20 protein-coding genes and 1 pseudogene are annotated in these 20,382 nt (G+C 69.7%); 8 read left to right on the top strand and 13 right to left on the bottom strand.

Translation table 11 applies throughout. From position 1 onward, the window contains the following. Nucleotides 1-4 precede the first annotated feature (4 nt). From ACFJGU_RS20435 to ACFJGU_RS20420, 4 genes are read right to left on the bottom strand one after another with little or no spacing between them, the layout of a single operon-like run. On the bottom strand, nt 5-1,270 hold the full coding sequence (locus tag ACFJGU_RS20435; protein WP_382306128.1) for a sensor histidine kinase: 1,266 nt from the start codon (nt 1,268-1,270) through the stop codon (nt 5-7). 5 nt (nt 1,271-1,275) lie between these two features. Further along, nucleotides 1,276-1,944, bottom strand: coding sequence for a response regulator transcription factor (locus ACFJGU_RS20430; protein WP_382306126.1), 669 nt, complete (start codon nt 1,942-1,944; stop codon nt 1,276-1,278). 35 nt (nt 1,945-1,979) lie between these two features. Next, entirely contained in the window at nt 1,980-2,735 is a 756-nt protein-coding gene (locus tag ACFJGU_RS20425; RefSeq protein ID WP_382306124.1) for an FAD:protein FMN transferase, read from the bottom strand. 2 nt (nt 2,736-2,737) lie between these two features. Beyond that, entirely contained in the window at nt 2,738-3,025 is a 288-nt protein-coding gene (locus ACFJGU_RS20420; protein WP_382306122.1) for an FMN-binding protein, read from the bottom strand. On the opposite strand from ACFJGU_RS20420, the gene ACFJGU_RS20415 reads away from it, so the two are divergent. Continuing rightward, on the top strand, nt 3,024-3,188 hold the full coding sequence (locus ACFJGU_RS20415) for a hypothetical protein (protein WP_382306120.1): 165 nt from the start codon (nt 3,024-3,026) through the stop codon (nt 3,186-3,188). The genes ACFJGU_RS20420 and ACFJGU_RS20415 overlap by 2 nt on opposite strands. A gap of 88 nt (nt 3,189-3,276) precedes the next feature. On the opposite strand, the gene ACFJGU_RS20410 is transcribed toward ACFJGU_RS20415, so the two are convergent. Together ACFJGU_RS20410 and ACFJGU_RS20405 are read right to left on the bottom strand one after the other, a co-directional pair. Continuing rightward, on the bottom strand, nt 3,277-4,701 hold the full coding sequence (locus tag ACFJGU_RS20410) for a ferric reductase-like transmembrane domain-containing protein (protein ID WP_382306119.1): 1,425 nt from the start codon (nt 4,699-4,701) through the stop codon (nt 3,277-3,279). A 98-nt stretch (nt 4,702-4,799) separates the two neighbouring features. Beyond that, nucleotides 4,800-5,471 (bottom strand): ArsR family transcriptional regulator, encoded by a 672-nt coding sequence (locus tag ACFJGU_RS20405; protein ID WP_382306117.1) that lies wholly within the window; start codon nt 5,469-5,471, stop codon nt 4,800-4,802. A gap of 153 nt (nt 5,472-5,624) precedes the next feature. Between ACFJGU_RS20405 and ACFJGU_RS20400 the strand changes: the two genes are divergently transcribed. From ACFJGU_RS20400 to ACFJGU_RS20385, 4 genes are all read left to right on the top strand, one after another. After that, nucleotides 5,625-5,885, top strand: coding sequence for a DUF6458 family protein (locus ACFJGU_RS20400; protein ID WP_382306116.1), 261 nt, complete (start codon nt 5,625-5,627; stop codon nt 5,883-5,885). Nucleotides 5,886-5,890: 5 nt separating this feature from the next. Further along, entirely contained in the window at nt 5,891-7,153 is a 1,263-nt protein-coding gene (locus ACFJGU_RS20395) for a protein kinase (protein ID WP_382306115.1), read from the top strand. Then, on the top strand, nt 7,150-7,653 hold the full coding sequence (locus ACFJGU_RS20390) for a hypothetical protein (RefSeq protein WP_382306113.1): 504 nt from the start codon (nt 7,150-7,152) through the stop codon (nt 7,651-7,653). The genes ACFJGU_RS20395 and ACFJGU_RS20390 overlap by 4 nt, the downstream gene beginning before the upstream one ends. 64 nt (nt 7,654-7,717) lie before the next feature. Beyond that, nucleotides 7,718-7,882, top strand: a complete 165-nt coding sequence (locus tag ACFJGU_RS20385) for a DUF2207 domain-containing protein (protein ID WP_139256683.1) — start codon at nt 7,718-7,720, stop codon at nt 7,880-7,882. On the opposite strand, the gene ACFJGU_RS20380 is transcribed toward ACFJGU_RS20385, so the two are convergent. Both ACFJGU_RS20380 and ACFJGU_RS20375 read right to left on the bottom strand, forming a co-directional pair. Then, a complete protein-coding gene (locus ACFJGU_RS20380) occupies nt 7,879-8,805 on the bottom strand; it encodes a serine hydrolase (RefSeq protein WP_382306110.1) in 927 nt (308 codons plus the stop codon). The genes ACFJGU_RS20385 and ACFJGU_RS20380 overlap by 4 nt on opposite strands. Next, the gene (locus tag ACFJGU_RS20375) at nt 8,802-9,809 is read right to left on the bottom strand and encodes a LysR family transcriptional regulator (RefSeq protein ID WP_382306108.1); all 1,008 of its coding nucleotides are present in this window, start codon (nt 9,807-9,809) and stop codon (nt 8,802-8,804) included. The genes ACFJGU_RS20380 and ACFJGU_RS20375 overlap by 4 nt, the downstream gene beginning before the upstream one ends. A 57-nt stretch (nt 9,810-9,866) precedes the next feature. On the opposite strand from ACFJGU_RS20375, the gene ACFJGU_RS20370 reads away from it, so the two are divergent. Further along, the gene (locus tag ACFJGU_RS20370; RefSeq protein WP_382306106.1) at nt 9,867-12,389 is read left to right on the top strand and encodes a transglycosylase domain-containing protein; all 2,523 of its coding nucleotides are present in this window, start codon (nt 9,867-9,869) and stop codon (nt 12,387-12,389) included. On the opposite strand, the gene ACFJGU_RS20365 is transcribed toward ACFJGU_RS20370, so the two are convergent. Further along, entirely contained in the window at nt 12,373-13,245 is an 873-nt protein-coding gene (locus tag ACFJGU_RS20365) for a glycosyltransferase (RefSeq protein ID WP_382306104.1), read from the bottom strand. The genes ACFJGU_RS20370 and ACFJGU_RS20365 overlap by 17 nt on opposite strands. A gap of 44 nt (nt 13,246-13,289) precedes the next feature. Between ACFJGU_RS20365 and ACFJGU_RS20360 the strand changes: the two genes are divergently transcribed. Beyond that, nucleotides 13,290-15,698 carry a glycoside hydrolase family 3 C-terminal domain-containing protein gene (locus tag ACFJGU_RS20360; protein WP_382306102.1) on the top strand — a complete coding sequence of 803 codons (2,409 nt, stop codon included), beginning with the start codon at nt 13,290-13,292 and terminating at the stop codon, nt 15,696-15,698. Between the two features lie 90 nt (nt 15,699-15,788). Next, the gene (gene ppk2, locus ACFJGU_RS20355; RefSeq protein WP_382306100.1) at nt 15,789-16,601 is read left to right on the top strand and encodes a polyphosphate kinase 2; all 813 of its coding nucleotides are present in this window, start codon (nt 15,789-15,791) and stop codon (nt 16,599-16,601) included. 34 nt (nt 16,602-16,635) lie between these two features. On the opposite strand, the gene ACFJGU_RS20350 is transcribed toward ppk2, so the two are convergent. The 4 genes and pseudogenes from ACFJGU_RS20350 to ACFJGU_RS20335 all read right to left on the bottom strand — a co-directional run bounded on the left by ACFJGU_RS20350 (nt 16,636) and on the right by ACFJGU_RS20335 (nt 20,325). Further along, entirely contained in the window at nt 16,636-16,869 is a 234-nt protein-coding gene (locus tag ACFJGU_RS20350) for a hypothetical protein (protein WP_382306098.1), read from the bottom strand. Between the two features lie 11 nt (nt 16,870-16,880). Beyond that, nucleotides 16,881-17,153, bottom strand: coding sequence for a hypothetical protein (locus tag ACFJGU_RS20345; RefSeq protein ID WP_382306096.1), 273 nt, complete (start codon nt 17,151-17,153; stop codon nt 16,881-16,883). Nucleotides 17,154-17,769: 616 nt separating this feature from the next. Continuing rightward, nucleotides 17,770-19,569: a DUF222 domain-containing protein gene (locus ACFJGU_RS20340; RefSeq protein ID WP_382306094.1), complete on the bottom strand. Its 1,800-nt coding sequence runs from the start codon at nt 19,567-19,569 to the stop codon at nt 17,770-17,772. Between the two features lie 74 nt (nt 19,570-19,643). Continuing rightward, nucleotides 19,644-20,325, bottom strand: a pseudogene (locus ACFJGU_RS20335) (SDR family NAD(P)-dependent oxidoreductase). Between the last annotated feature and the right edge of the window lie 57 nt (nt 20,326-20,382).

Genomic DNA, 20,382 nt, shown 5'->3' with positions numbered 1-20,382 from the left:
TGCGTCAGCGCCCGCGCGCTGGCGCGGCCAGGGGGATTGAGCAGACGACCGCGCCGCCCGGCGCGGATCGATCGATCGTCACCGTTCCGTGGTGCCGCCGGGTGATCTCGGCGACGATGGACAGTCCCAGTCCGTAGTGGCGGCTTCCTTCGGCCTCGGATGACCCGGCGGCGCGACCGCTCGCGAAGCGCTCGAACGCGTTCGCGGCGATCTCCGGGCTGAAGCCCGGCCCGTCGTCGGACACCCGCAGGACCGCCCATGTTCCCGCCGTGGTGACGTCGACGTCGACGGTTCCGCGGGCGTGGTCGAGGGCGTTGTTCGCCAGGGCGATCACGAGTCGGAGCAGGGCGGCTCGCGATCCGCTCACCACCACTGGGTCCGCGCCGCCCGAGCGACTCAGAGCGAGGCCTCGCGCGTGGGCGTCGTCGCGGAGGAGCGCGACGGCTTCGTCGGCGACCTCGGCGACGTCGACATCCGTCGGCTCGGCGACGCTTCTCGGATCGGCGGCGATGAGCAGGTCGTCGAGGATCTCGGTGAGGGCTCGGGTGTCGGTCACGATCTCCTCGACCGACGCGGTGACGTCGTCCGGCAGACCGGACCGCCCTCGTCGCTTGAGCAGCTGGGCGCGGGTGCTCAGGAGGGTGAGCGGGGTGCGCAGCTCATGGCTGGCGTCCGCCACGAAACGACGCTGCAACGCGAGCGCCTCGGCGAGCGGGCGAATCGCTCGGCGGGCCATCACATAGGCGGCCACGAAGGCGAGCACGGCCGCCACCCCGGCGGCGATCAGCAGAGCGGTGGCGAGGCGCGTCAGTTCTTCGGCGCTCTCGTGCTCATCGAGAGCGACCTGCACGACACGGTCGTGGTTGCGGTCGCCCGTCGAGGACGTGGTGAGCAGCAGATAACGCCGCCCGTCCACCGTCCGCTCCGACCGCACGTCCCCACCGCCCGCAGCCACCGACTGGAGCGCCGCGGTGTCGAGGAGGTCGTCCGGCATCCCGGGGGCCGTCATCACCTGTCCGCCGTCGTGCGCGTCCACGATCGTGACGAAGGTGCCGTTCGGGGCATCCTGGGCGGAATCGATCTGGGTGGCTGCCACGAGGGCCCGCTCGTTCGATTCGGCCACGCTTTTGGCCACGATGGCGAAGACGATCCCGCCGACGACAGCGAGGAGGATCAGCACGAGAGCGGTGAACTGGGCCGTGAGACGGAGCGCGGCACGGCGGAGGTCGTCGTCCGGGCGGCCACCGGACCGACGCGCAGACGACCGCATGCCACTCATGGCAGCGGTCCGAGTCGGTAGCCGATCCCGCGGACGGTGGTGACCGCCTGCCGGCCGAGCTTCCTGCGCAGGTAGTGCACGTAGGTGTCGACCACTCCGGGGTCGTCGGCATCGGGGAAGACCGTTGCGAGCAGGTCGTCCCGTTCGAAGACCTGGTTCGGGCGCCGCGCGAGACGTTCCAGGAGTTGTGACTCCCGCTCGGAGAGGATGACGTTCTCGCCGGAACGGGTCGTCACCGTACGGCCGGCCGTGTCGAGGCTGCCGTCGGGCAAGGCGAGCACCGGCACCGACGTGCGATGGCGCCGCAGGAGCGCACGGACACGGGCGAGGAGCTCGTCGATGTCGAAGGGCTTGCCGAGGTAGTCCTCGGCCCCACGGTCGAGTCCCTCGACGCGGTCGGCAGGATTGCTGAGCGCCGAGAGCACGAGGGCGGGGGTGAGGATGCCGCGGCTGCGCAGCCGGGCGAGCACGTCCAGACCCTCGATCACCGGAAGGCCCCGGTCGAGCACCAGGAGGTCGAACTCCTGAGTGAGACCCTCGTGCAGGGCCCGCTGACCATCGCGCGCCAGCACCGTGCGGTAGCCCTCGGCCGTGAGCAGCTGGTCGAGCATCTGCGCCAGGCGCGCGTCGTCCTCGACGAGCAGGATGCGCGCACTCTCGGACATGGTCGAAGTATAGGGAGCGCCATCCGGGGTCGCGCTCATGCGGCGGTGAGACGGGCGGACGCCGCGAGGCCCGGTGTCGCCGTGAGCCGACCGAGATCGTCGACCATGAGGGCGTCCACGTCGAATTCGTCGAGCATCGTCTGGCTCCGCGTGGGGCCTCCGGACAGGATCGCGGTGGCCAGCACATCGGCGGTGACGATGTCGTCGGCCAGCACCGACACCTGCCGGAACGCGGGCGCACCGGGAGTACCGATGCGCCAGATGTGTTCTCCACGTTCGGCCGTTCCCGAGGTCGCCAATGCCCGGCGTGTTCCGCTGAATCCGAGCGCGCAGAGCAGAACTGTCCGGTCATCCGGGTCGACGATGCCGACCTGCCAGGGAGCGCCGTCGAACGATCCCTGCGAGAGGATGTCGCCGCCGGCGTTCAGCAGCCAGTCCGTCGCCCCGGCCGAGTCCAGGATGCGCCCGGCGGCCTCGATCGCCTTCGCCTTGACCAGGCCGGACAGATCGACGACTCCGTCGGGACGGTGCGGGGTGAACGATCCGTCCGTGCGACGCATCCACTCGACCGACTCTGCGTAGCCCTCGCGGAGGGGCACGCTCGCTCGGTGCAGCGGTATCTCGCCTCGCGCCACCCGGCTGATCTCCGAGTCGCCGCGGTAGAGGCTGAACCGGTGGTCGAACTCGCGGAAGGCCTCCTCGACCCGGGCGAGCGTTGCGGCCGTCGGCAGGTCGTGCGCGAATCGCAGACTGACGGCCGTGCCCATGGTGTCGAACAGGTGCACGGTCACGGTCAGAGTCCGGCCTGGTCGAGAGCCGACTGCAGGGAGCTCAGGTAGCCGTCGGTCGTGTAAGTGGCGCCGGAGACGCCCTGCACGTTCGCGGACTGCGCGGCGAGCACCTGCTGACGCAGCACGGGAGCGGCGCGGTTGCTGATCGACACCGACCGCGGGTCGCGATCGGTGAGGTGGAGCGCCGTGACATCCGTGATCGCGCCGTCTTGCACGGTGATCTGCACCTGCACGTTGCCGAAACGGGTTTGGACCGAGCTGCCGGTGAAGGTGCCCGAGGTGCCGGTCATGACCGGGGCCGTAGTGTCCGGAGCCGTGGTGGCGGGCGCCGTGGTGTCCGGTGCCGTGGTCGCCGGGGCCGTCGTCTGCGGGCCGGTGGTCGCGGGCGCGGACGGGGTCACCGTCGCGTCCGATCCGGTCGACGTCCCGGCCTGCGTGCCTGACGGGGCCTGAGTGTTGGTGTGCCCTTGCGTGCCGAGTTGCCAGCCGACCGTGATCACGGCCGCCGATGAGAGGATGCCCAGGGCGAGCGCGCGGGCCCTCACCAGTCGAACCTCTCGACGTGGATCTGCTCGTCGGGCAGTCCGGCGGCACGCGCGTCGCGGATGACGAGATCGGCCCAGGACTGCGGCCCGCAGACGTACAGGTCGGAAGCAAGCAGGTCGGGGAACGCGGAGGTGATCGTGACCCCCCGGGCGAGGGCTTCGGCCGACATCCAGGTGGCGAGTCCGCGCGGTCGGGCGCCGAGCATCGTGTAGACCGCGTTGCCGTGCATGCTCGGCAAGGCGCCGATCTCGTTCCAGAGGTAGCCCTGGGCCGGATCGCTGCCTCGCAGGATCACCGTCGCCTCGCCGGGCCGCAGCTCGGAGTGCTCGAGCAGCGACCGGATGGGCGTGATGCCGATCCCCGCGGCGATGACGGCGAGCTTCGGGGCGACCCGGTGCGCGTCGGTGAACACGCCGTACGGGCCTTCGATCGACACCCGCGTGCCGGGACGCACCCGGCCGATCGCGGCGCTGCCCGACCCGAGGTCCCGCACGGTGAGGCGCGCGATCGTCGCCATGGGCACGGCGGAGAAGGAGATCGGATGCGCGTGCCACCAGGTGGAACCGCTCCAGAACCGCCAGATCGCGTACTGCCCGCCATGGGCGTGGAGGCGATCGAGATCGCGGCCGGTGAGATGGAGCGAGACCACTCCGGGGGCGACCTGCTCGACTCCCGCGACCCGGATGCCGTGCCGGGCGCTGCGATAGGCCGGGAGAGCGAAACGGAACAGCGCGATCGCGCCGAAGGCGAGCACATACAGCCCGACCCAGTACACCCGCTGCACGGTGCCGTCGGCCAGCACGCCGCCTGCGCTCAGCTGGTGGGGCACCGCCACGAGCACGGCCGCGTAGCTGAGCAGGTGGATGAGATGCCAGGCCTCGTAGGAGAACCGGCGGCGAACCGCCACCACCGATGTCACGACCACCGCCACCAGTAGTGCCAGCCCGAGGTAGGCGAGACCCATGTCCGGGCCCTGGAACAGGCTGACGGTCTCCGCGACCACGGTGACCCCGTCGGTCAGGGCGTAGCCGATCGTGAGGAGCACACCGTGCGCCAGGATCAGGTAGAGCGCGGGCTTGCCCAGTCGGCGGTGCAGGGCCATGGCGGCGTCCTGCCCGACGACCCGGTCGATCGCGGGGATGCGGGCGGCGAGCACGAGCATCACGAGGATCAGGTCCGTGCCCACGAGGCCGGTCACGATGCCCGCCGCGGTCAGTGCGGAGGCCGCATCGACGATATGGCCGAGGCCGCCATAGGCCAACCAGAGGGCGATGGCCATGGCGGCCGATGCCCAGCAGAGGGCGATCATCAGGTCGGCCGCGCGCATCCGCCGGAGCCGGCGCAGGCGGCGGGCACGGTCGAGGGGATCGCGTTCTCGGCGGCGCCCGGCCAGCGGGGCGGGCGCTGTTCGTATGGTCATCGGGGCTCGATTCGGGTGTCGATCGGGTGTCTACCCTTTCAACGATCGTCCCGAATTCTTCCAGCTTTCTTAGCCTGGCCAGGCATCCGGAAACGCTGTCAGGCGGTGGTGAAGCGCCGGGAGAGGGCGCGGATGCGCTGGGCGATGAGCGTGAAGGCGGAGTCGAATGCCTCGGGCGTTCCGAGCGGCGCCGGGTCGGGGATCGACCAGTGCAGGTCATCGCGGCCGAGCATCCGTTCGTGCGCTCCGTCGCAGACCGTGATGACGAGATCGTGGTCGTCGTGGTGGTCGAGAACCTCGTCGACGTGGAGGGGACGCTTCGCCTTGTCGATGACGAGGCCGTGGCGGGCGGCTGCCTCCACGGCAGCCGGATTGACGCCCGCGCCGGGGTCGACTCCTGCCGAGACGGCCGGGATGTCGCTCGAGTCGCGCCAGATGGCCTCGGCCAGCTGAGATCGGGCCGAGTTCGCCGTGCACACGAAGACCACGCGCTCGGGCACCTCGACGCGGCCCGGTGTGAGGGTGTCGAAGATCTCGGACCGAAGGCCGATGTACGTGCGACGCTTGTCGAACTCGGAGCGGGATCGCGACACGATCCCCGCTTTCTCCAGCACGCGCAGGTGGTGCGCGACGAGGTTGGAGCGCAGCTTCAGGAGCAACTCGATCTCCGATGAGGCGAGGTCTCCGAGTGTCAGGAGGTCGACGATGCGGAGGCGGGTCGGATCGGCGAGCGCGGCGAGGATCGCCACTCGACGTCTCAGTTCGGTCATGATTCCGCACCCATCGAAATTGACTCAATCGCTATTGACTCAATCATGGTAGGCATGTCCTCAGATGGCTCGGTGGGCCGGGTATTTCATCAGAGAACTATCAGCCCCGCGAGCCGGACGAGGCGAAGACGTCGCCTCGGAAGAGAGGAAATCATGGGTATCGGTACAGGGATCGCACTGTTCGTGATCGGAGCCATCCTGGCGTTCGCGGTGAACGTCGACCTCGGCGGAGTCGTGAACCTCTCGCTGATCGGCTACATCCTGATGGGCGCCGGAGTCGTGGTGTTCCTCATCAGCCTGGTCTTCCTGCTCCGCCGTCGCCAGTCGACGGCCACCACGCGGACGGCCGTCGATCCGGCCAGCGGCGAGCAGGTCACGCGCAGCACGCGCGACACGAACGACCCGCTGGTCTGAGCAGCGTGACGTTGCCCGGAGTGATGCCCGAGAGTTCGCCGAACACCGGCGAGCTCCTCGACGCACGCTATCTGCTCGAGTCGCGCATCGGCGTCGGTGGAATGGGAGTGGTGTACCGCGCCGTCGACGAGACGCTCGGCCGCACGGTGGCACTGAAGATGTTCCGCGAGTCGGCCGGCGAGCCCGCCTCGGAGCAAGCGCGCCTGGCCTCGGAGACCCGGCTTCTGGCGTCGCTGAACCACGCGTCGCTCGTGACGCTGTACGACGCCCGGGTCGGCCGGGGCGCGCCCGACTACCTCGTGATGGAGTTCGTCGACGGCCCCACCCTGCGCGAACGGCTGTCGCAGGGTCCGCTCGCCGATGGAGACGTCGCGGCGATGGCTCGCGACCTGGCGGAAGCGCTCCACGTCGTGCACCAGGCGGGGATCGTGCACCGGGACATCAAACCGTCGAACGTGCTGCTGCGCCGGTCGCACGTACCGGGGGAGGAGTACCGGGCAAAGCTCGCGGACTTCGGAATCGCCTACCTCGTCGATTCCACCCGGCTCACCACGCCGGGGACCCTCGTGGGGACAGCGGCGTACCTCAGTCCGGAACAGGTGCGCGGAGCCGAGCCCGCGCCGGCATCCGACATCTACGCGCTCGGTCTCGTGCTGATCGAAGCGCTCACGGGCGCTCGCGCCTTCCCGCAGACCGGGACGCACGAGGCGGCACTCGCGCGGCTGACGCTCGACCCGGCGATCCCCGGGTCGGTCGGGTACGAGTGGAAGTCGCTGCTCACCGCGATGACCGCCCGCGAGCCGGAGCAACGACCCACCGCTCTCGACGTCGTCCTCGCGGCTGCGCGACTCGATGCGCCTGGGCAGGACCCGGCGACCGAAGTGACGGGCACCCTCCTCACGGCGCCGACTCAGGCCCTAGCGGGAAGCGGCGCACAGGACGGGACCGGCACCGCGCCCACCCAGGCTCTGTCCGCACAGGACACGCCAGAAGCCCTTCCCACGGCTCCGACCCGCATCCTCCCGGAGGCGGCGGCTCCGATCGCCGATCCGGAGACCGACTCGGGCCCCATCGTGACAGGGCCACTGCGGATCCGGCGGCGGCTCGCGATCATCGCCGTCGTGGCCGTGATCGTGATCGCCGTGATCGTCGGCGTGCTCATCTGGGCGCTCAGCGCCTCGAGTCCGGCCGCGCAGCCAACGCTACCCACCCTCGACGAGCCGCTGGGCACCCACTTCCAGCAGCTCCTGGATGCGGTGACCCCATGATCCGACACCATCGCGCGATTCTCGCGACCATTCCGCTCGCCATCGTGATCGGCCTGAGCGGATGCGCCGCCGGGGCCACGGCCGACATCGCGTCGGGCACCAGCGAACTCATGCAATCGACCGTCGTCACCGCCGCCGATCAGGCCGCGAGCGGAGATTCCTCCGGGGCACTCGCCACGCTGGACTCGCTGCAGGAACAGCTCGACAAGGCATCGGCTGCGGGGGACGTCTCGACGTCGCGGGTCACCGCGATCCAGGCGGCCATCGATCAGCTCCGATCGGATCTCCAGCCCGCGCCCGCCGTCGAGCCCGCGCCCGAGGAGGCGCCGACGACCGAACCGGCCACGACCGACGACTCCGGCGGCACCGATCCGGTCACCGACACCCCGGCGGTCAGCGACGATCCGGCCACGGACGACTCGGGCAACAGCGGGAAGAACGACAAGCCGGACAAGGCGGACAAGCCGGAGAAACCCGACAAGCCCGACAAGAACAAATAGACGTCCACCCGCAAGGGTGGCGAAAGCGGCCGACGGCCGACATCACCAACAAAGGAGAACCATCGTGAACATCTTGCTCATCGTCATCGCGGTCATCGCGGTCATCCTGTTGTTCACCGGCGGCTTCGTCTCGTCGCTGAACTTCCTGCTCTGGGTCGGCCTGATCCTTCTCGTCCTCGCGGTGATCGTCTTCATCGTGCGGATGCTCACGGGCAACCGTCGCGTTTAGCGGAGGCTCTCCACCGCGCGCCGTGCAGCGGCCCCGATCGCCAGATCGACGGCCTGCTGCACGGTCGCGCGTGCCGTGGACCGGGTGAGGGCTGCGATCGCGATCGCCTCTCCCGAATCCGTCTCCACCACGCCGATCTCATGGCGCAGGGTGAGAAACGTCCCGGTCTTCGACCGCACCGTGAAGGCATCGGCCTGAAGATCGCTCGGCAGCCGGTGGTTCGCGACCTGATGCGACATCAGTCGGCGCAGGGCAGCGGTCGCCCGGGGGCCGGCGATGTCATCGAGCCAGACGCGCTGCAGGAGATCCACCAGTGCTGCGGCGGTCCCCACGTTCGCGTTGGCGGCATCCATCGTCTCGATCGCGTGGTGCTCACCTGGACGATCTCCCCGGATGGCCAGCTCCATGGCGAGCCGGAAATCGTCGCCCGCTGCCCCCGCGGCGCATTCGTACATGCGCTGGAACCGGTGCCGGAAGACGATGTCGTCGCACCCCCAGAACCGTAGACGTTCGTTCACCGTGTCGATGCCCACCAGATCCAGGAGGGCATCGGCGGCCGCGTTGTCGCTGACCGCGAGCATCGACATGAGCAGATCGCCCACGGCGATCGTCGCTGGATGCCGGAACAGCGCCGTGCCGGTGGCGCCGAAGCTGCTGACAGCTGGATCGATGACGAGCGGTGCGGCCTCGTCGATCCGACCGTCGTCGATCAGGGCCAGGATCACAAGGGCGAGCGGCACCTTTGCGACCGATGCCAGCGGAACCGCGGCTGTCTCGTCGAACCCGAACTCCTCGCCCGTTCGGATGTTGCGCGCGAGGAAGTGACCGGAGACGCCGAGCGACCGCCAATCGTCGGCGATCTCGTCGGCCGCGGCCAGCAACTCGGGTGCGGTCGACACCAGGCGAGGCGGTAGCGCGCTCATCGCCAGGCCTCCGCGAGGGCTTCTCGGCCGCGATCGCCGCGCTCGGCCCCTTCGTCGCTCGCCGCCGTGTCGTCGCCGTCGCTCCGGACAGGGCCCGCGTCCAGCACCACTCCGATCAGGGGAGCCAGCCCGGTCACGAGCTCTTCCAGGCGCGCGTTGTTCCGCTGGGTGTCGGATGCCTGCACCCGATAGGTGCGGCGCAGCGACCGGTCGGCGAGGGGCGCCCAGGCCAATCCGTTCCGCCGCGCGAACGGTCGCGAGCACAGCAGGAGCGCATCCGTCGCGAACACCGTGGCGACGGCGTTCGTGGTGGACGTCATGACCTCGACCTGCGACGCGACGAGGCCCGACTGCGCGGCGGACCTGGAGAACGGCTCCCGGAACAGGGGCACATCGTCTTCCGCCGTCACGAGGATGCGCCGTGGCGGCCCTGGATCTCGCCGGCTCCGCCTCAGATCGGTCAGATGCACGGGCCGCTCGCGATCGGTGAGGGCCGTCGCGGACGCGAGACCGAGGGGCACGGAGTAGCCCGCGAGGTCGATCGGCACCCGCACCACCGTGAGCGCGACGGCGGCCTCGAGCACGGCGGCCTCACGCTCGGCGGCGGCGAGGAACTCGACGTGGAGCGGAGTGCCGGCCTCGGCGGCCGCCGCGATCATGCGCGCGATCGAGCGCGGGTCGCTGTCGGGGGGCAGCGCGAGACGAATGCCGTCGAACCCCTGGGCGGCGCGCACGAACGCCTCGAGGCGGTCGGCCCGGGCGAGGAGGTCCCGGGCCGGGCCGAGGAGGTCGGCGCCGAGTGCGGTGAGTGCGATCTGACGCTTCGAACGGTCGAAGAGCTCTCCTCCGATCTCCGTCTCCAGGGCCTTGACCCGACGGCTCAGCAGCGGCTGCCCGATCATCAGCTCCTCGGCGGCGCGCGAGAAGCTGAGCGACTCCGCGACCGCGACGAACGTGCGCAAGTGCAGGAGAGCATCCAGCGACCACATATGCCTATTCTGCATGACTTGAGCAGATATGCGCCTTGGACTTGAGCACGGGCTGATTGGTCGAATGGGCGCATGACGAAACGTCCACTCGGCACAGCCCTCGGCGCCCTCGGTGCCATGATCGGTCTCGGCGTGGTGGCCGGGGTTCTCGTGACCGCGATGATCGCTCCGGCGCTCGCCGTGACGGGCCTGGCCACCAACAATTCGATCGGGATGTTCGAGAACCTGCCGAGCTACGTGAAGCCCGACGCGCTGGCGGAGAAGACGAACATCTACGCGGTCGATGCTGCCTCGAATCCGGTCCTCCTCGCCTCGGTCTTCGAGCAGGACCGGGAGCAGGTCGGGTGGGACCAGATCTCGCAATTCGCGAAGGACGCGGTGGTGGCGACGGAGGATCCGCGCTTCTACTCACACGGGGGCGTCGACATCATGTCGGCCACGCGAGCGGCACTGCAGAACTCGGTCGAGGGCGACGGACCCGGGGCGTCGACGATCTCGATGCAGTACGTCCGCAACATCCTCGTTCAGCGCGCCGGCGCGATCGGCGACGAGGGCGAACGCGCGGCTGCGCTCGACGACGCCACGAAGACGACCGTCGATCGCAAATTGAAGGAGATGCGGCTCGCGATCGGACTCGAGAAGGAGTACTCGAAAGACGACATCCTGCTCGGCTACCTCAACATCGCCTCGTTCGGCGGCCGGGTCTACGGCATCCAATCGGCATCGAAGTACTACTTCGGGGTCGATGCCTCCCGTCTCAGCCTGGCTCAGGCCGCCAGCCTCATCGCGACGGTGAACGAGCCGAACGGGCTGCGCATCGACCTGCCCGAGAACCTCGAGGCCAACAAGGCGCGACGCGACGCCGACGTCCTCGCCGCCATGCTCGACGCCCACGCCATCACGAAGGCCCAGTACGACGAGGCCGTGGCCACGCCGGTGACGCCGACGATCACACCGCCGTCGACCGGATGCCAGACCGCCAACCCGATCGGAGCGGGCTTCTTCTGCGACTACGTCACGAACCTCATGCGCAACGATCCCGCCTTCGGCGCCGACGCGGAGAGCCGGTGGGAGAACGTCACGACCGGCGGCTATCAGATCTATACCTCGCTCGACGTCGATCTGCAGTCGAGCGCCCAGAGCGTCCTGAACGAGTACGTGCCGATGTCGTCCGACGTGCTCGACCTCGGCGCGTCGCTCGTGACCGTGCAGCCCGGAACCGGTCGGGTGCTCGCCATGGCCCAGAACAAGTACTTCAACCAGGATCCCGATGCGGTGGCGCCCGACAACACGGCCATCAACTACGCCACCGATTACGACCTGGGCGGATCGACCGGTTTCCAGGTGGGGTCGACTTACAAGATGTTCGTGCTCGCGGAGTGGCTGAAGGCCGGGCACTCCCTGAACGAGGTGGTGAACGGCAGTCCGCAACGATTCGATCAGGCCGACTTCGCAGACGGCTGCACCGGCGGCTCCAGCGGCTCCTACGCGCCGAGCAACGACGGGGGGGCGAATCCAGGTCGGGTCAGCGTGACCACGGCGGTGCAGGACTCGGTGAACAACGCCTTCGTGGCCATGGCGGAGAAGCTCGACCAGTGTGAGATCCGCAAGACGGCCGAAGCCTTCGGGGTGCACCGGGCCGACGGGAGCCCGCTCACGGAATACGTCGCCGACGTGCTCGGCACCAACGAGCTGGCGCCGCTCACGATGGCGGCCGCGTTCGCCGCGATTGCGAATGGGGGAACCTACTGCTCCCCGCTGGCGATCGACCGGATCGTCGATGCCGACGGGCAGGACCTGCCGGTGCCGTCCGCCACCTGCAGCCGGGCCGTCGAGCCGCCGATCGCCGCGGCGATGGCTTACGCGATGACGCGGGTAGTCACCGCTGGGTCGGGCACGCTCTCGAACCCCGACGACGGTGTGCCGCACATCGGCAAGACCGGCACGACCGACCTGGAGAAGGACACCTGGTTCGTCGGCTCGAGCACGAAGCTGACGGCCGCTGTCTGGGTGGGCAACGTGCAGGGATCGGTGTCCCTACGGCACAACACGATCGCCGGTCGTAACGGCGGCGACCTGCGCCATCACGTGTGGCGCGAGTTCATGACCGTCGCAGACGGGAAGTACGGTGGCGACGAGTTCCCCGAGGCCGACCCCGGCCTGGTGCAGGGGTCGCAGACCCGGGTGCCCGACGTCACCGGCACGACCCTGGCCGAGGCCCGTCAGCGGCTCGCCGCCGCCGGTTTCGACGTGGACGAAGGCGGCGCGACGGATTCGTCGATCGGCGCCGGCCGGATCGCCTCGAGTGTGCCCGCCGCCGGCGAGTCAGCGCCGGCCGGTGCCACGGTCACAGTCGTGGCGAGCAACGGAGCGCTCCGGGTGATGCCCGACGTCATCGGGTCGCCGACCGATCAGGCAGCGGCCACGCTCGCGGCCCTGGGGCTCGGTCCGGTGACCTTCGTCGATGCGGCGGGTGCCGTCGACGCGCGGCCCGGGACGGTGGTGCGGTCCTCGACCGCCGCCGGCAGCGACATCCGACCGGGCGACCGGATCGCGTTGACGGTCGACGCCTCCGCGGTCACGCCGGGGCGGTAGGCGTTTCGCCGGCCGCCGGGTGCGGCACGCCGCCCCAGGTCTGTGCGGTGTGGTGCTCGTGCAGCCGCCGCTCAGCGTGCAGCGCCGGGTAGATACCGAGGAAGACGGCCATCGGGGCGAGCAACCGCACGTCGTGGATGCCGTGGTGCGCATAGGTGCGCTCGAACCGCTCCACGTAGTAGAGGTAGTCCCTCGGCGAGGAATCGAGGCGCCGGGCCGACATCCCCACCACCATCGCGGACACGTAGCCGACCTTCAGGCCCTTGAGTGCCAGGTGCACCGCGAGGTCGATGTCCTCGTGCATGAGGTCTTCGCGGTCGGGACAGACATCGTCGCGCACGGCGAGCCACGCCGCCTTGGTGATGGCCATGTTCGTGCCGAAGAGGAAGACGTATTTGCCGGCCAGTTTCACCTGGATCTTGCGGAACGTGTCGTCGGCGTGATGGCCGAACGCCCGCATCGGCATGTCGTAGTACTCCACCGGACCGCTCGCCGCGACGAACTCGCCCGTGGCGAAAGCCTTCTGCACCTGCTCCACCCAGTCGGGTTCGAGGGCGGAGTCGGCATCGATGCGACCGATCACGGTGCCGGTCGCCGCGTCGAAGCCGGCGTTGCGGGTGGGGGTGATGCCCTGCTCCGCATCCTGTTCGATCAGGCGGATGTTCGCCTCCGGGAACGCGACCTGCATCGCCTCGACCGCCGCGCGGGTGCCGTCGGTCGACTTGTTGTCGACCACGATGATCTCGTGCGCCGGCACGGTCTGTTCGATGGCCGCCACGAGGCAGTGCCGGATGCCGGCCTCCTCGTTGTAGGCCGGGATCACGATCGAGACGGAGGGCAGGTTTTCTGTGGTCACGCGGCAAGTCTGGCAGAGCGGCGGGCGCTCTACCATGGACAAGGATGACTGACACGACTTCTCCCGAGGTGGCTGCCCTCCTCGCGCAGCTGACCGACGCCGAGAAGGTGTCCCTCACGGCCGGAGCGGATGCCTGGAGCACGTCGGCCGTCGAGCGGCTCGGCATCCCGGCCATCCGGCTCGGCGACGGGCCGCACGGGGTGCGGAAGCCGCACGACGGATCGGGCATGTCGATGTTCGACTCGCATCCGGCCACCTGCTTCCCCACGGCCGCGGCCCTCGGTTCGAGCTGGGACCCGGCCCTGGTGCGCCGGGTGGGTGAAGCCCTCGGGCGCGAGGCCGCCGCGCACGGGATCGCCGTGCTGCTCGGTCCCGGGGTGAACCTCAAGCGGACACCGGTGGGCGGCCGAAACTTCGAGTACTTCTCCGAAGATCCGCACCTCTCGTCGCGCCTGGGCGCGGCCTGGGTGAACGGGGTGCAGAGCACCGGAGTGGGCGCCTCGCTCAAGCACTTCGCCGCCAACAACACCGAGCAGCGGCGGTACGGCATCGACGCCGTGGTCGACGAGCGGGCGCTGCGCGAGCTGTATCTCGCCGGCTTCGAATCGATCGTGGTCGAGGAGCGACCGGCGACCGTCATGGCGGCCTACAACAAGCTGAACGGGGAGCACTGCACCGAGAACGCCTGGCTGCTCCGGCAGGTGCTGCGCGAGGAGTGGGGCTTCGAAGGCGTCGTGGTGTCCGACTGGGGTGCCGCGTGGGACCGGACGCTGTCCGTCCCGGCGGGCAACGACCTCGCGATGCCGGGGCTCGGCGCGCGTGATGACCGGTATGTGCTCGACGCGGTGCGGACCGGGGCGCTCTCGCGGGAGGCGCTCGACGACTCGGCCCGGCGCATCCTGGAGTTGGTGGAACGGCACGCCGACGCCGCGACCGCTCCGGTCGACCCGCCCGATCTCGAGGCCCACCACCGGCTGGCCCGGCAGGCGGCGGCCGCCGGAACGGTGCTGCTCAAGAACGACGGCGGGACCCTGCCTCTCCAGGAAGGTGTTCGGATCGGCGTCATCGGCGCCTTCGCATCGGCGCCGAGGTTCCAGGGTGCCGGGAGCTCGCACGTGGTGCCGACGCGGGTCGACACCCTGCTCGCATCGCTGCGCACCGCGCTCGGGACGGACGCAGTGACCTTCGCGCCGGGGTACGACCTCGTGCACGACGAGTCGACGCCGGCTCAGCTCGCCGCGGCCCGGCACGTCGCGGAGGAGGCGGATGTCGCGGTGGTGGTGATCGGTCTGCCCGAGGTCTTCGAGACCGAAGGGGTCGATCGCGCGCACCTGCGCCTTCCGGACTCGCACGATCGGCTCGTCGAAGCGGTGCTCGCGGTCAACCCGAACACCGTCGTGGTGCTGCAGAACGGGTCGCCGGTGGAGCTGCCGTGGCGGCGCGCCGTGCCCGCGATCGTCGAGGGCTACCTGGGCGGACAGGCCTCGGGGAGTGCGATGGCCGAGGTGCTGCTGGGCGTGTCGGAGCCCGGGGGGAGGCTCGCGGAGACCTTCCCGCTCTCGTACGCGTCGCATCCGGTGTCCCGGCTTCCGAACGGGCCGGTGACCGCTGAGTACCGTGAGAGTCTCCACCTCGGCTACCGCTACTTCGACAGTGCGGGCGAGGAGGTGGAGTTCCCCTTCGGTCACGGACTTTCGTACACGAGCTTCGCGTGGTCGGATGTCGCGGTGGCGGTTTCGCCCTCCGGAGACGACGTGACGGTGAACCTGTCGGTCACGAACACGGGCTCGCGGGTGGGGTCGGAGGTCGTGCAGGTGTATGTGCACGACGTCGAGTCGAGCGTGTTCCGTCCGGAGCAGGAGTTGCGCGGGTTCGCGAAGGTGGCGCTCGAACCCGGTGCCTCGGAGGCGGTGAGCATCCGCCTTCCCCAGCGTGCCTTCTCGTTCTGGGACGTGGATTCGCGGTCGTGGGTGCTCGAGTCGGGGCGCTTCGAGATCCGGGTGGCGCGGTCGTCGCGCGATGTCGTGTGGCGGGGAGATGTCGATCTCTCGGGACAGGCGGCGCCGCACGAGCGCGACGAGCCCTCGGCGTACCGGGCTCCTTCGGGGGAACTCGGATTCCCGGTCGCCGATTTCGAGCGTCTGCTCGGACATCCGGTGCCACCGAACGTCGCCCCTCGACCGGGGCGGTTCACTCTCGACACCGCCATCCGTGACATGCAGCAGACCTGGGCGGGACGGGTTCTTCGGCGCTTTCTGGCGCGTCAGGCCGTGAAGACCATCGGTGCCCCCGCGAGTGCGCCGGTGGACGCGGTGGCCGGCGAGGTGGTGGCGCAACTCACGTTCCGGATGTTCCCGACGGTCAGCGAGGCGGCGATCGGTCGCCGGGGGGCGACCCGTCTGCTCTCCGTCGTGAACGGTCTCGCGCGCATCCTCCCGCGTCGCCGGGGCTGACTCCGCTCGGACGCCGCCGGGAGTGCTACTGCTGCGGGGCCGGGAGCGCAACCCCGCGCCGGATGGGGTGGGCCGTGCTCGGATGAGCACATGAGCCACAAGAAGAAGCACTCCGCCCATCACCTGAAGAAGGCGCTCTACGAGAAAGAACTGCGCCGGCTGCAGATCGAACTGGTGAGCATGCAGCAGTGGGTCACCGCGACCGGTGCGCGTGTGCTGGTGATCTTCGAGGGTCGTGACGCCGCCGGCAAGGGAGGTGCGATCAAGCGCGTGATGCAGTACCTCAACCCGCGCAGTGCCCGGGTGGTGGCGTTGCCGCAGCCGAGCGAGCGGGAGAAGGGTCAGTGGTACTTCCAGCGCTACGTCGAGCGACTGCCGACCGCGGGCGAGATCGTGCTGATGGACCGCTCCTGGTACAACCGGGCGGGCGTCGAACGCGTGATGGGCTACTGCACCGACGAGCAGTACGACCGCTTCCTCCAGCAGGTGCCGGTGGTGGAGCGGATGCTCGTCGACGACGGCATGATCGTGCTGAAGTACTGGTACTCCGTCAGCGACACCGAGCAGGAGAAGCGGTTCCGGTCGCGGCTCAACGATCCGATGCGGCGCTGGAAGCTGTCGGAGACCGACCTGCTCTCCATCACGAAGTGGGAGGACTACTCCCGCGCGAAGGACGCGATGTTCGAGGTGACCGACATCGACGAGGCGCCGTGGTGGACGATCGAGAGCGACGACAAGAAGTCTGCGCGGATCAACACCATCAACCACCTGTTGAGTCAGGTGCCGTATGAGCATCTCGATCCGGAGCACGTCGACTTCCCGGATCGTCCGGGAGCGGTCGACGAGCAGCGGCCGCCGCTCGACGGGCACCGATTCGTGCCCGATCACGCGGCGGCGCTCTGAGCCCTTCCGTGCGCACGACCCGGCCGCCGAACGGTCAGCCCTGATTCAGCAGATGGACGAGTCCGGAGGTTCCGGCGATCAGGCCGAAGACGATGAAGAAGGCGCCCGCCAGGGCCACCCACCCAGGAGAGTAGCGGCGAGGAACGGGTGCCTTCGGGTCGATCTCCTTCTCGCTGTTCATCTCGTGTGAGAAGCGGGCGAACGGACGCCGGAAGACGATCAACAGGGTTCCCACGGTGACGCCTGTCGCGAGCATCACGAAGAGCATGAGGGTATCCATCAGTGGCCGGCGGCGTGGCCCGCGTCGGGTTCGGCAGCGGGTGACTCGCGCACGATGCGGGTCTGGCGGCGGACCCGGAGGAAGGTGCGCACGAACTGGATCTCCATCAGCACCGCGACGGCCGTCACCGCCAAGAAGAACGGCTGCGCCTGCACGATGCCGACCACGATGGCGATCACGGCCAGCGCCGCGCACATGACGACATTCACGGCCGAGCCGATGCTGCCCTTCGGACCGATGCGGTGGATCGGCGACTCGGGGCGGGGGCTCACATGTCGATTATCCACGGCTCGTGGGGTGCGCGGTTGGCTGTTTCGAGCGCTTCGGGAGGGGCGGTGTGGCTTGGGTCTGGGCGGGGCCGTTCGGCGGGGGTCGGGGCGGGGGAGGGGCGGGGCTGCGGCGTCAGGGTCTGGCAGCTCTGCCCGTGAACGCCCGCCACACCGGAGCTACCAGACCCTGACGCCGCAGCCCCGCCCCTCGTGGTCGGGGTCGGTGCTGCGCGCGACGACGTGGCCTGATGACTCCTGGATGGGCGCGCGGTGGCGTGGGCCGGTGGCCTTGGGGTGTGTGGTTAGAGGCGGGGCGCGCGGTGGCGTGGGCCGGTGGCCTTGGGGTGTGTGGTTAGAGGCGGGGCGCGCGGTGGTGTGAACCGGTGACCTTGGGGTGTGCGGGTAGAGGCATGGAGGTGCGGTGGTTTGGGTCGGGCGTGCGTTGGCTGGACGTGCAGCCGTGTGGATGGGTGACTCTCGGGCGCGGATGCTGGATGAGCGTGTGGCGGCGTGGGCGGGTGGGCCAGGGGCGCGCGAGTGCGGGTTGGGCTCGGGCGATCATGGTCGGCTTGGCGGAGTCTCGGGGGGCGTTGTGGGCAGCGGTATGTCGTTGCCCAGGTCAGTATTCGGGTGGTGGAGGTGGGGGTGGGTCTGGGGTGGTGGAGTAGTGGATGCCTCGGGGGCTGGTCCAGGTGAGGCCGCGGGTTCCGTCTTGGGTGGGGGTGACGGTCCAGCCGCCTTCGTGTTTGAGGTGGTGGTGGCGGGTGCAGAGGTGGGAGAGGTTATCGGGGGTGGTGGTGCCGCCGTCTGCCCAGGCCTTCGTGTGATCCAACTCGCAGCGGTTGGCGCGGCGTCCGCAGCCGGGGAACCGGCAGGTCTCGTCGAGCAGGGCGAGCGCGGTGCGGAGGACCGGGGATGGGGTGTATCGGTCCCGGCCCGGGCGCGCGGTCGAGGCCGTGTTCGGCAGGTCGGTCGTTCCGGCGGTGCCGGTGTCGGTGTCGGTGTCGCTGATCGGTGTCGGGGCGTCGAGCGCACCAGCAGCATTGTCGAGCGTCGCAGGGGTGTTGAGCTTGGTTGGGGTGTCGAGGGTGGTGGGGGTGTCAGGCGAGGTCGGCGGGTTGAACGGCCGCGGGGGCGTGGCTCCGACGACTCGGGGAGGTACGGGGCCGGCGGTGGGGCGGTGGCGGTGGCGGGTGATGGTGGTCGGTGCGCCGGTATCGGGACTGAGGAGGGCGCGGAGGAAGGTCGGGGCGGTGGCGGCGATCGCTCTTGTGGTGTCGGGGTCGATCGGGCCGTAGCCGTGCAGGGTGCCGGGGTCGTCGGATGCGCGGGCGATGGTGGTGGCGGGGGCGGTGATGAGGATGGTGGGGGTGATGCGAGGGCGGTCGCGGCGGCCGAGGATGAGGTCGGTGAGGGCGTCGCAGCGGCGTTGCGCGTGGGTGCGCGCGTCCGGGTTCCCGGTGGTGCTGGCGTCCGTGTTGGATTCCTCACCCGCGCTCACGCCGACCGCGCTCTGTGTGGTGGCCGCGGCGTGCAAAGCGGCCGCGCGGTGTGAGGTGACCGCGCCCGCGTCCTGGGGTGCGCCGTCTACCGCGGTGGCGTCAGTGTCGTCGGTGGTGACGGCCGAAATGGTCCTGCCACCGTCGGGGGTGGCGCGGTCGGAGCGGGCGAGGCGGTCGATGAGGTCGTCGATCGCGAGGGCGTCGGTGGCGGGGAGGTGGTGGTAGAGGGTGGCCATGCCGTCGGGGTCGGGGTGGAACGCGACGTAGCGTTCCTCCCGCGCTGCCTTGGTGCGGGTGGTGATCGACTCGGGGTGGGTGAGTTCGCGGTGGCGGCGGGCGTGGTCCTCGAAACGGTGCGCGGGCAACGCGACGGCGTGCGGCAACACCTCAATTTCGAAGGTGGGACGGGTTTCTTCGGGGAGGGTGCGGGCGTGGGCGACCATCACTTGGGCGTGCCGGAACGAGATCGTGCCGTGCTCCAGGGCGGTGAGGGTGGCGGGCAGGTGGTCGACGAGGTTCTCGCTGAAGTCGATCAGGATCGTGACCTCGCGTTCGGAACGGTGGGTGGCACACGCGATCTCGGTGGCGAGTTTCCGGCGAGCCCATTCCCGCCCGGTCGCGGTGCCCGCCGACCCGTCCAGCCGCGCCATCCGATCGGACAGCGCGGCGGCTTCGGCGAGGAGACGGGTGCGGCGCGCATCCGACGCGGCGACGACCGCATCCTCCGCCTGGATGCCCCGCACGACTGCGTCGAAACGGGCACCGAGCTCACCCAGACTCTGCGTCTGGCGGGTCGGATCGAACGGCATATCCGGCCCGACCGGGGCACGCGCATCGCCGACGACATCGAACCGATGGCCGTGCGCATCCGGCCCCGGGGCGGGGGCCGGGGTGAAGACAACGGTCGACTGGTTCATGAGAATAAGTCAATCACCAGCCACCGACATTGACGCCGACGCGCCAGCCGAGCCCGCCACTCCCGCCGACCAGCTCAGTACTCGATGCGCCCGAACCGGTCGTGGAACTCGCCCGTCGGACCGTCAGGAGCGACCTGCGCGAGCCGCACCGTGGCATCCGTGCCCTCCATCACCGTCTGGTGACCGCCGTGGTGGTTGAAGTCGGTGGCGGTGTAGCCGGGGTCGCTCACGTTCACCCGGAAGGACGGCAGGTTCTTCGCATACTGCACGGTGAGCGCGATGACGGCTGCCTTCGACGATGCGTACGGGATGGCCGGCACCGGGAACTCGTCTCGTCCCTCGGTGGTGAGGAAGCGCGGCCAGCCGACACCCGACGCCACGTTCACGATCACCGGATGCTCCGAACGGCCGAGCAGCGGGAGTGCCGCCTGCGTGACGCGCACGATCCCGAGCACGTTCGTGTCGAACACGTGAGCCATGGCGTCGACGGAGAGGTCGTCGACCCCGAACGATGTTCCGAGGATGCCCGCGTTGTTCACCAGCACGTCGAGCGACGGCAGGGAGGCCAGCGCGGCATCCACGCTCGCCTGGTCGGTGACGTCGAGCTGCACGACGTGGGCGCCGAACGCGCGGGCGTCGTCACCTTTCGCGGGGTCGCGCATGCCGGCGTAGACGGTGTGGCCGGCGTCGATCAGACGGCGGGCGGTTTCCGAGGCCGAGGCTCTTGTTGGCCCCGGTGATGAGTGTTGTTGTCATGCGTCCAGACTGCGGGTGGTGCCGCGGATCGCCCAGGCATCCGTCGACCGTGGGACC

Source organism: Herbiconiux sp. UC225_62, from assembly GCF_042694625.1.
Taxonomy (GTDB): Bacteria; Actinomycetota; Actinomycetes; order Actinomycetales; family Microbacteriaceae; genus Herbiconiux.
Note: the sequence above shows the minus strand (reverse complement) of the source record. Positions and strands in the feature narration are given on the sequence as shown.

Coding starts and splice junctions, on each gene's coding strand:
- ACFJGU_RS20390 (WP_382306113.1), top strand. CDS start 7,150: ATGATCCGACACCATCGCGCGATTCTCGCGACCATTCCGCTCGCCATC.
- ppk2 (WP_382306100.1), top strand. CDS start 15,789: ATGAGCCACAAGAAGAAGCACTCCGCCCATCACCTGAAGAAGGCGCTC.
- ACFJGU_RS20405 (WP_382306117.1), bottom strand. CDS start 5,471: ATGACCGAACTGAGACGTCGAGTGGCGATCCTCGCCGCGCTCGCCGAT.
- ACFJGU_RS20375 (WP_382306108.1), bottom strand. CDS start 9,809: ATGCAGAATAGGCATATGTGGTCGCTGGATGCTCTCCTGCACTTGCGC.
- ACFJGU_RS20430 (WP_382306126.1), bottom strand. CDS start 1,944: ATGTCCGAGAGTGCGCGCATCCTGCTCGTCGAGGACGACGCGCGCCTG.
- ACFJGU_RS20435 (WP_382306128.1), bottom strand. CDS start 1,270: ATGCGGTCGTCTGCGCGTCGGTCCGGTGGCCGCCCGGACGACGACCTC.
- ACFJGU_RS20415 (WP_382306120.1), top strand. CDS start 3,024: ATGACCGGGGCCGTAGTGTCCGGAGCCGTGGTGGCGGGCGCCGTGGTG.
- ACFJGU_RS20360 (WP_382306102.1), top strand. CDS start 13,290: ATGACTGACACGACTTCTCCCGAGGTGGCTGCCCTCCTCGCGCAGCTG.
- ACFJGU_RS20340 (WP_382306094.1), bottom strand. CDS start 19,569: ATGAACCAGTCGACCGTTGTCTTCACCCCGGCCCCCGCCCCGGGGCCG.
- ACFJGU_RS20370 (WP_382306106.1), top strand. CDS start 9,867: ATGACGAAACGTCCACTCGGCACAGCCCTCGGCGCCCTCGGTGCCATG.
- ACFJGU_RS20380 (WP_382306110.1), bottom strand. CDS start 8,805: ATGAGCGCGCTACCGCCTCGCCTGGTGTCGACCGCACCCGAGTTGCTG.
- ACFJGU_RS20420 (WP_382306122.1), bottom strand. CDS start 3,025: ATGACCGGCACCTCGGGCACCTTCACCGGCAGCTCGGTCCAAACCCGT.
- ACFJGU_RS20400 (WP_382306116.1), top strand. CDS start 5,625: ATGGGTATCGGTACAGGGATCGCACTGTTCGTGATCGGAGCCATCCTG.
- ACFJGU_RS20350 (WP_382306098.1), bottom strand. CDS start 16,869: ATGCTCTTCGTGATGCTCGCGACAGGCGTCACCGTGGGAACCCTGTTG.
- ACFJGU_RS20410 (WP_382306119.1), bottom strand. CDS start 4,701: ATGACCATACGAACAGCGCCCGCCCCGCTGGCCGGGCGCCGCCGAGAA.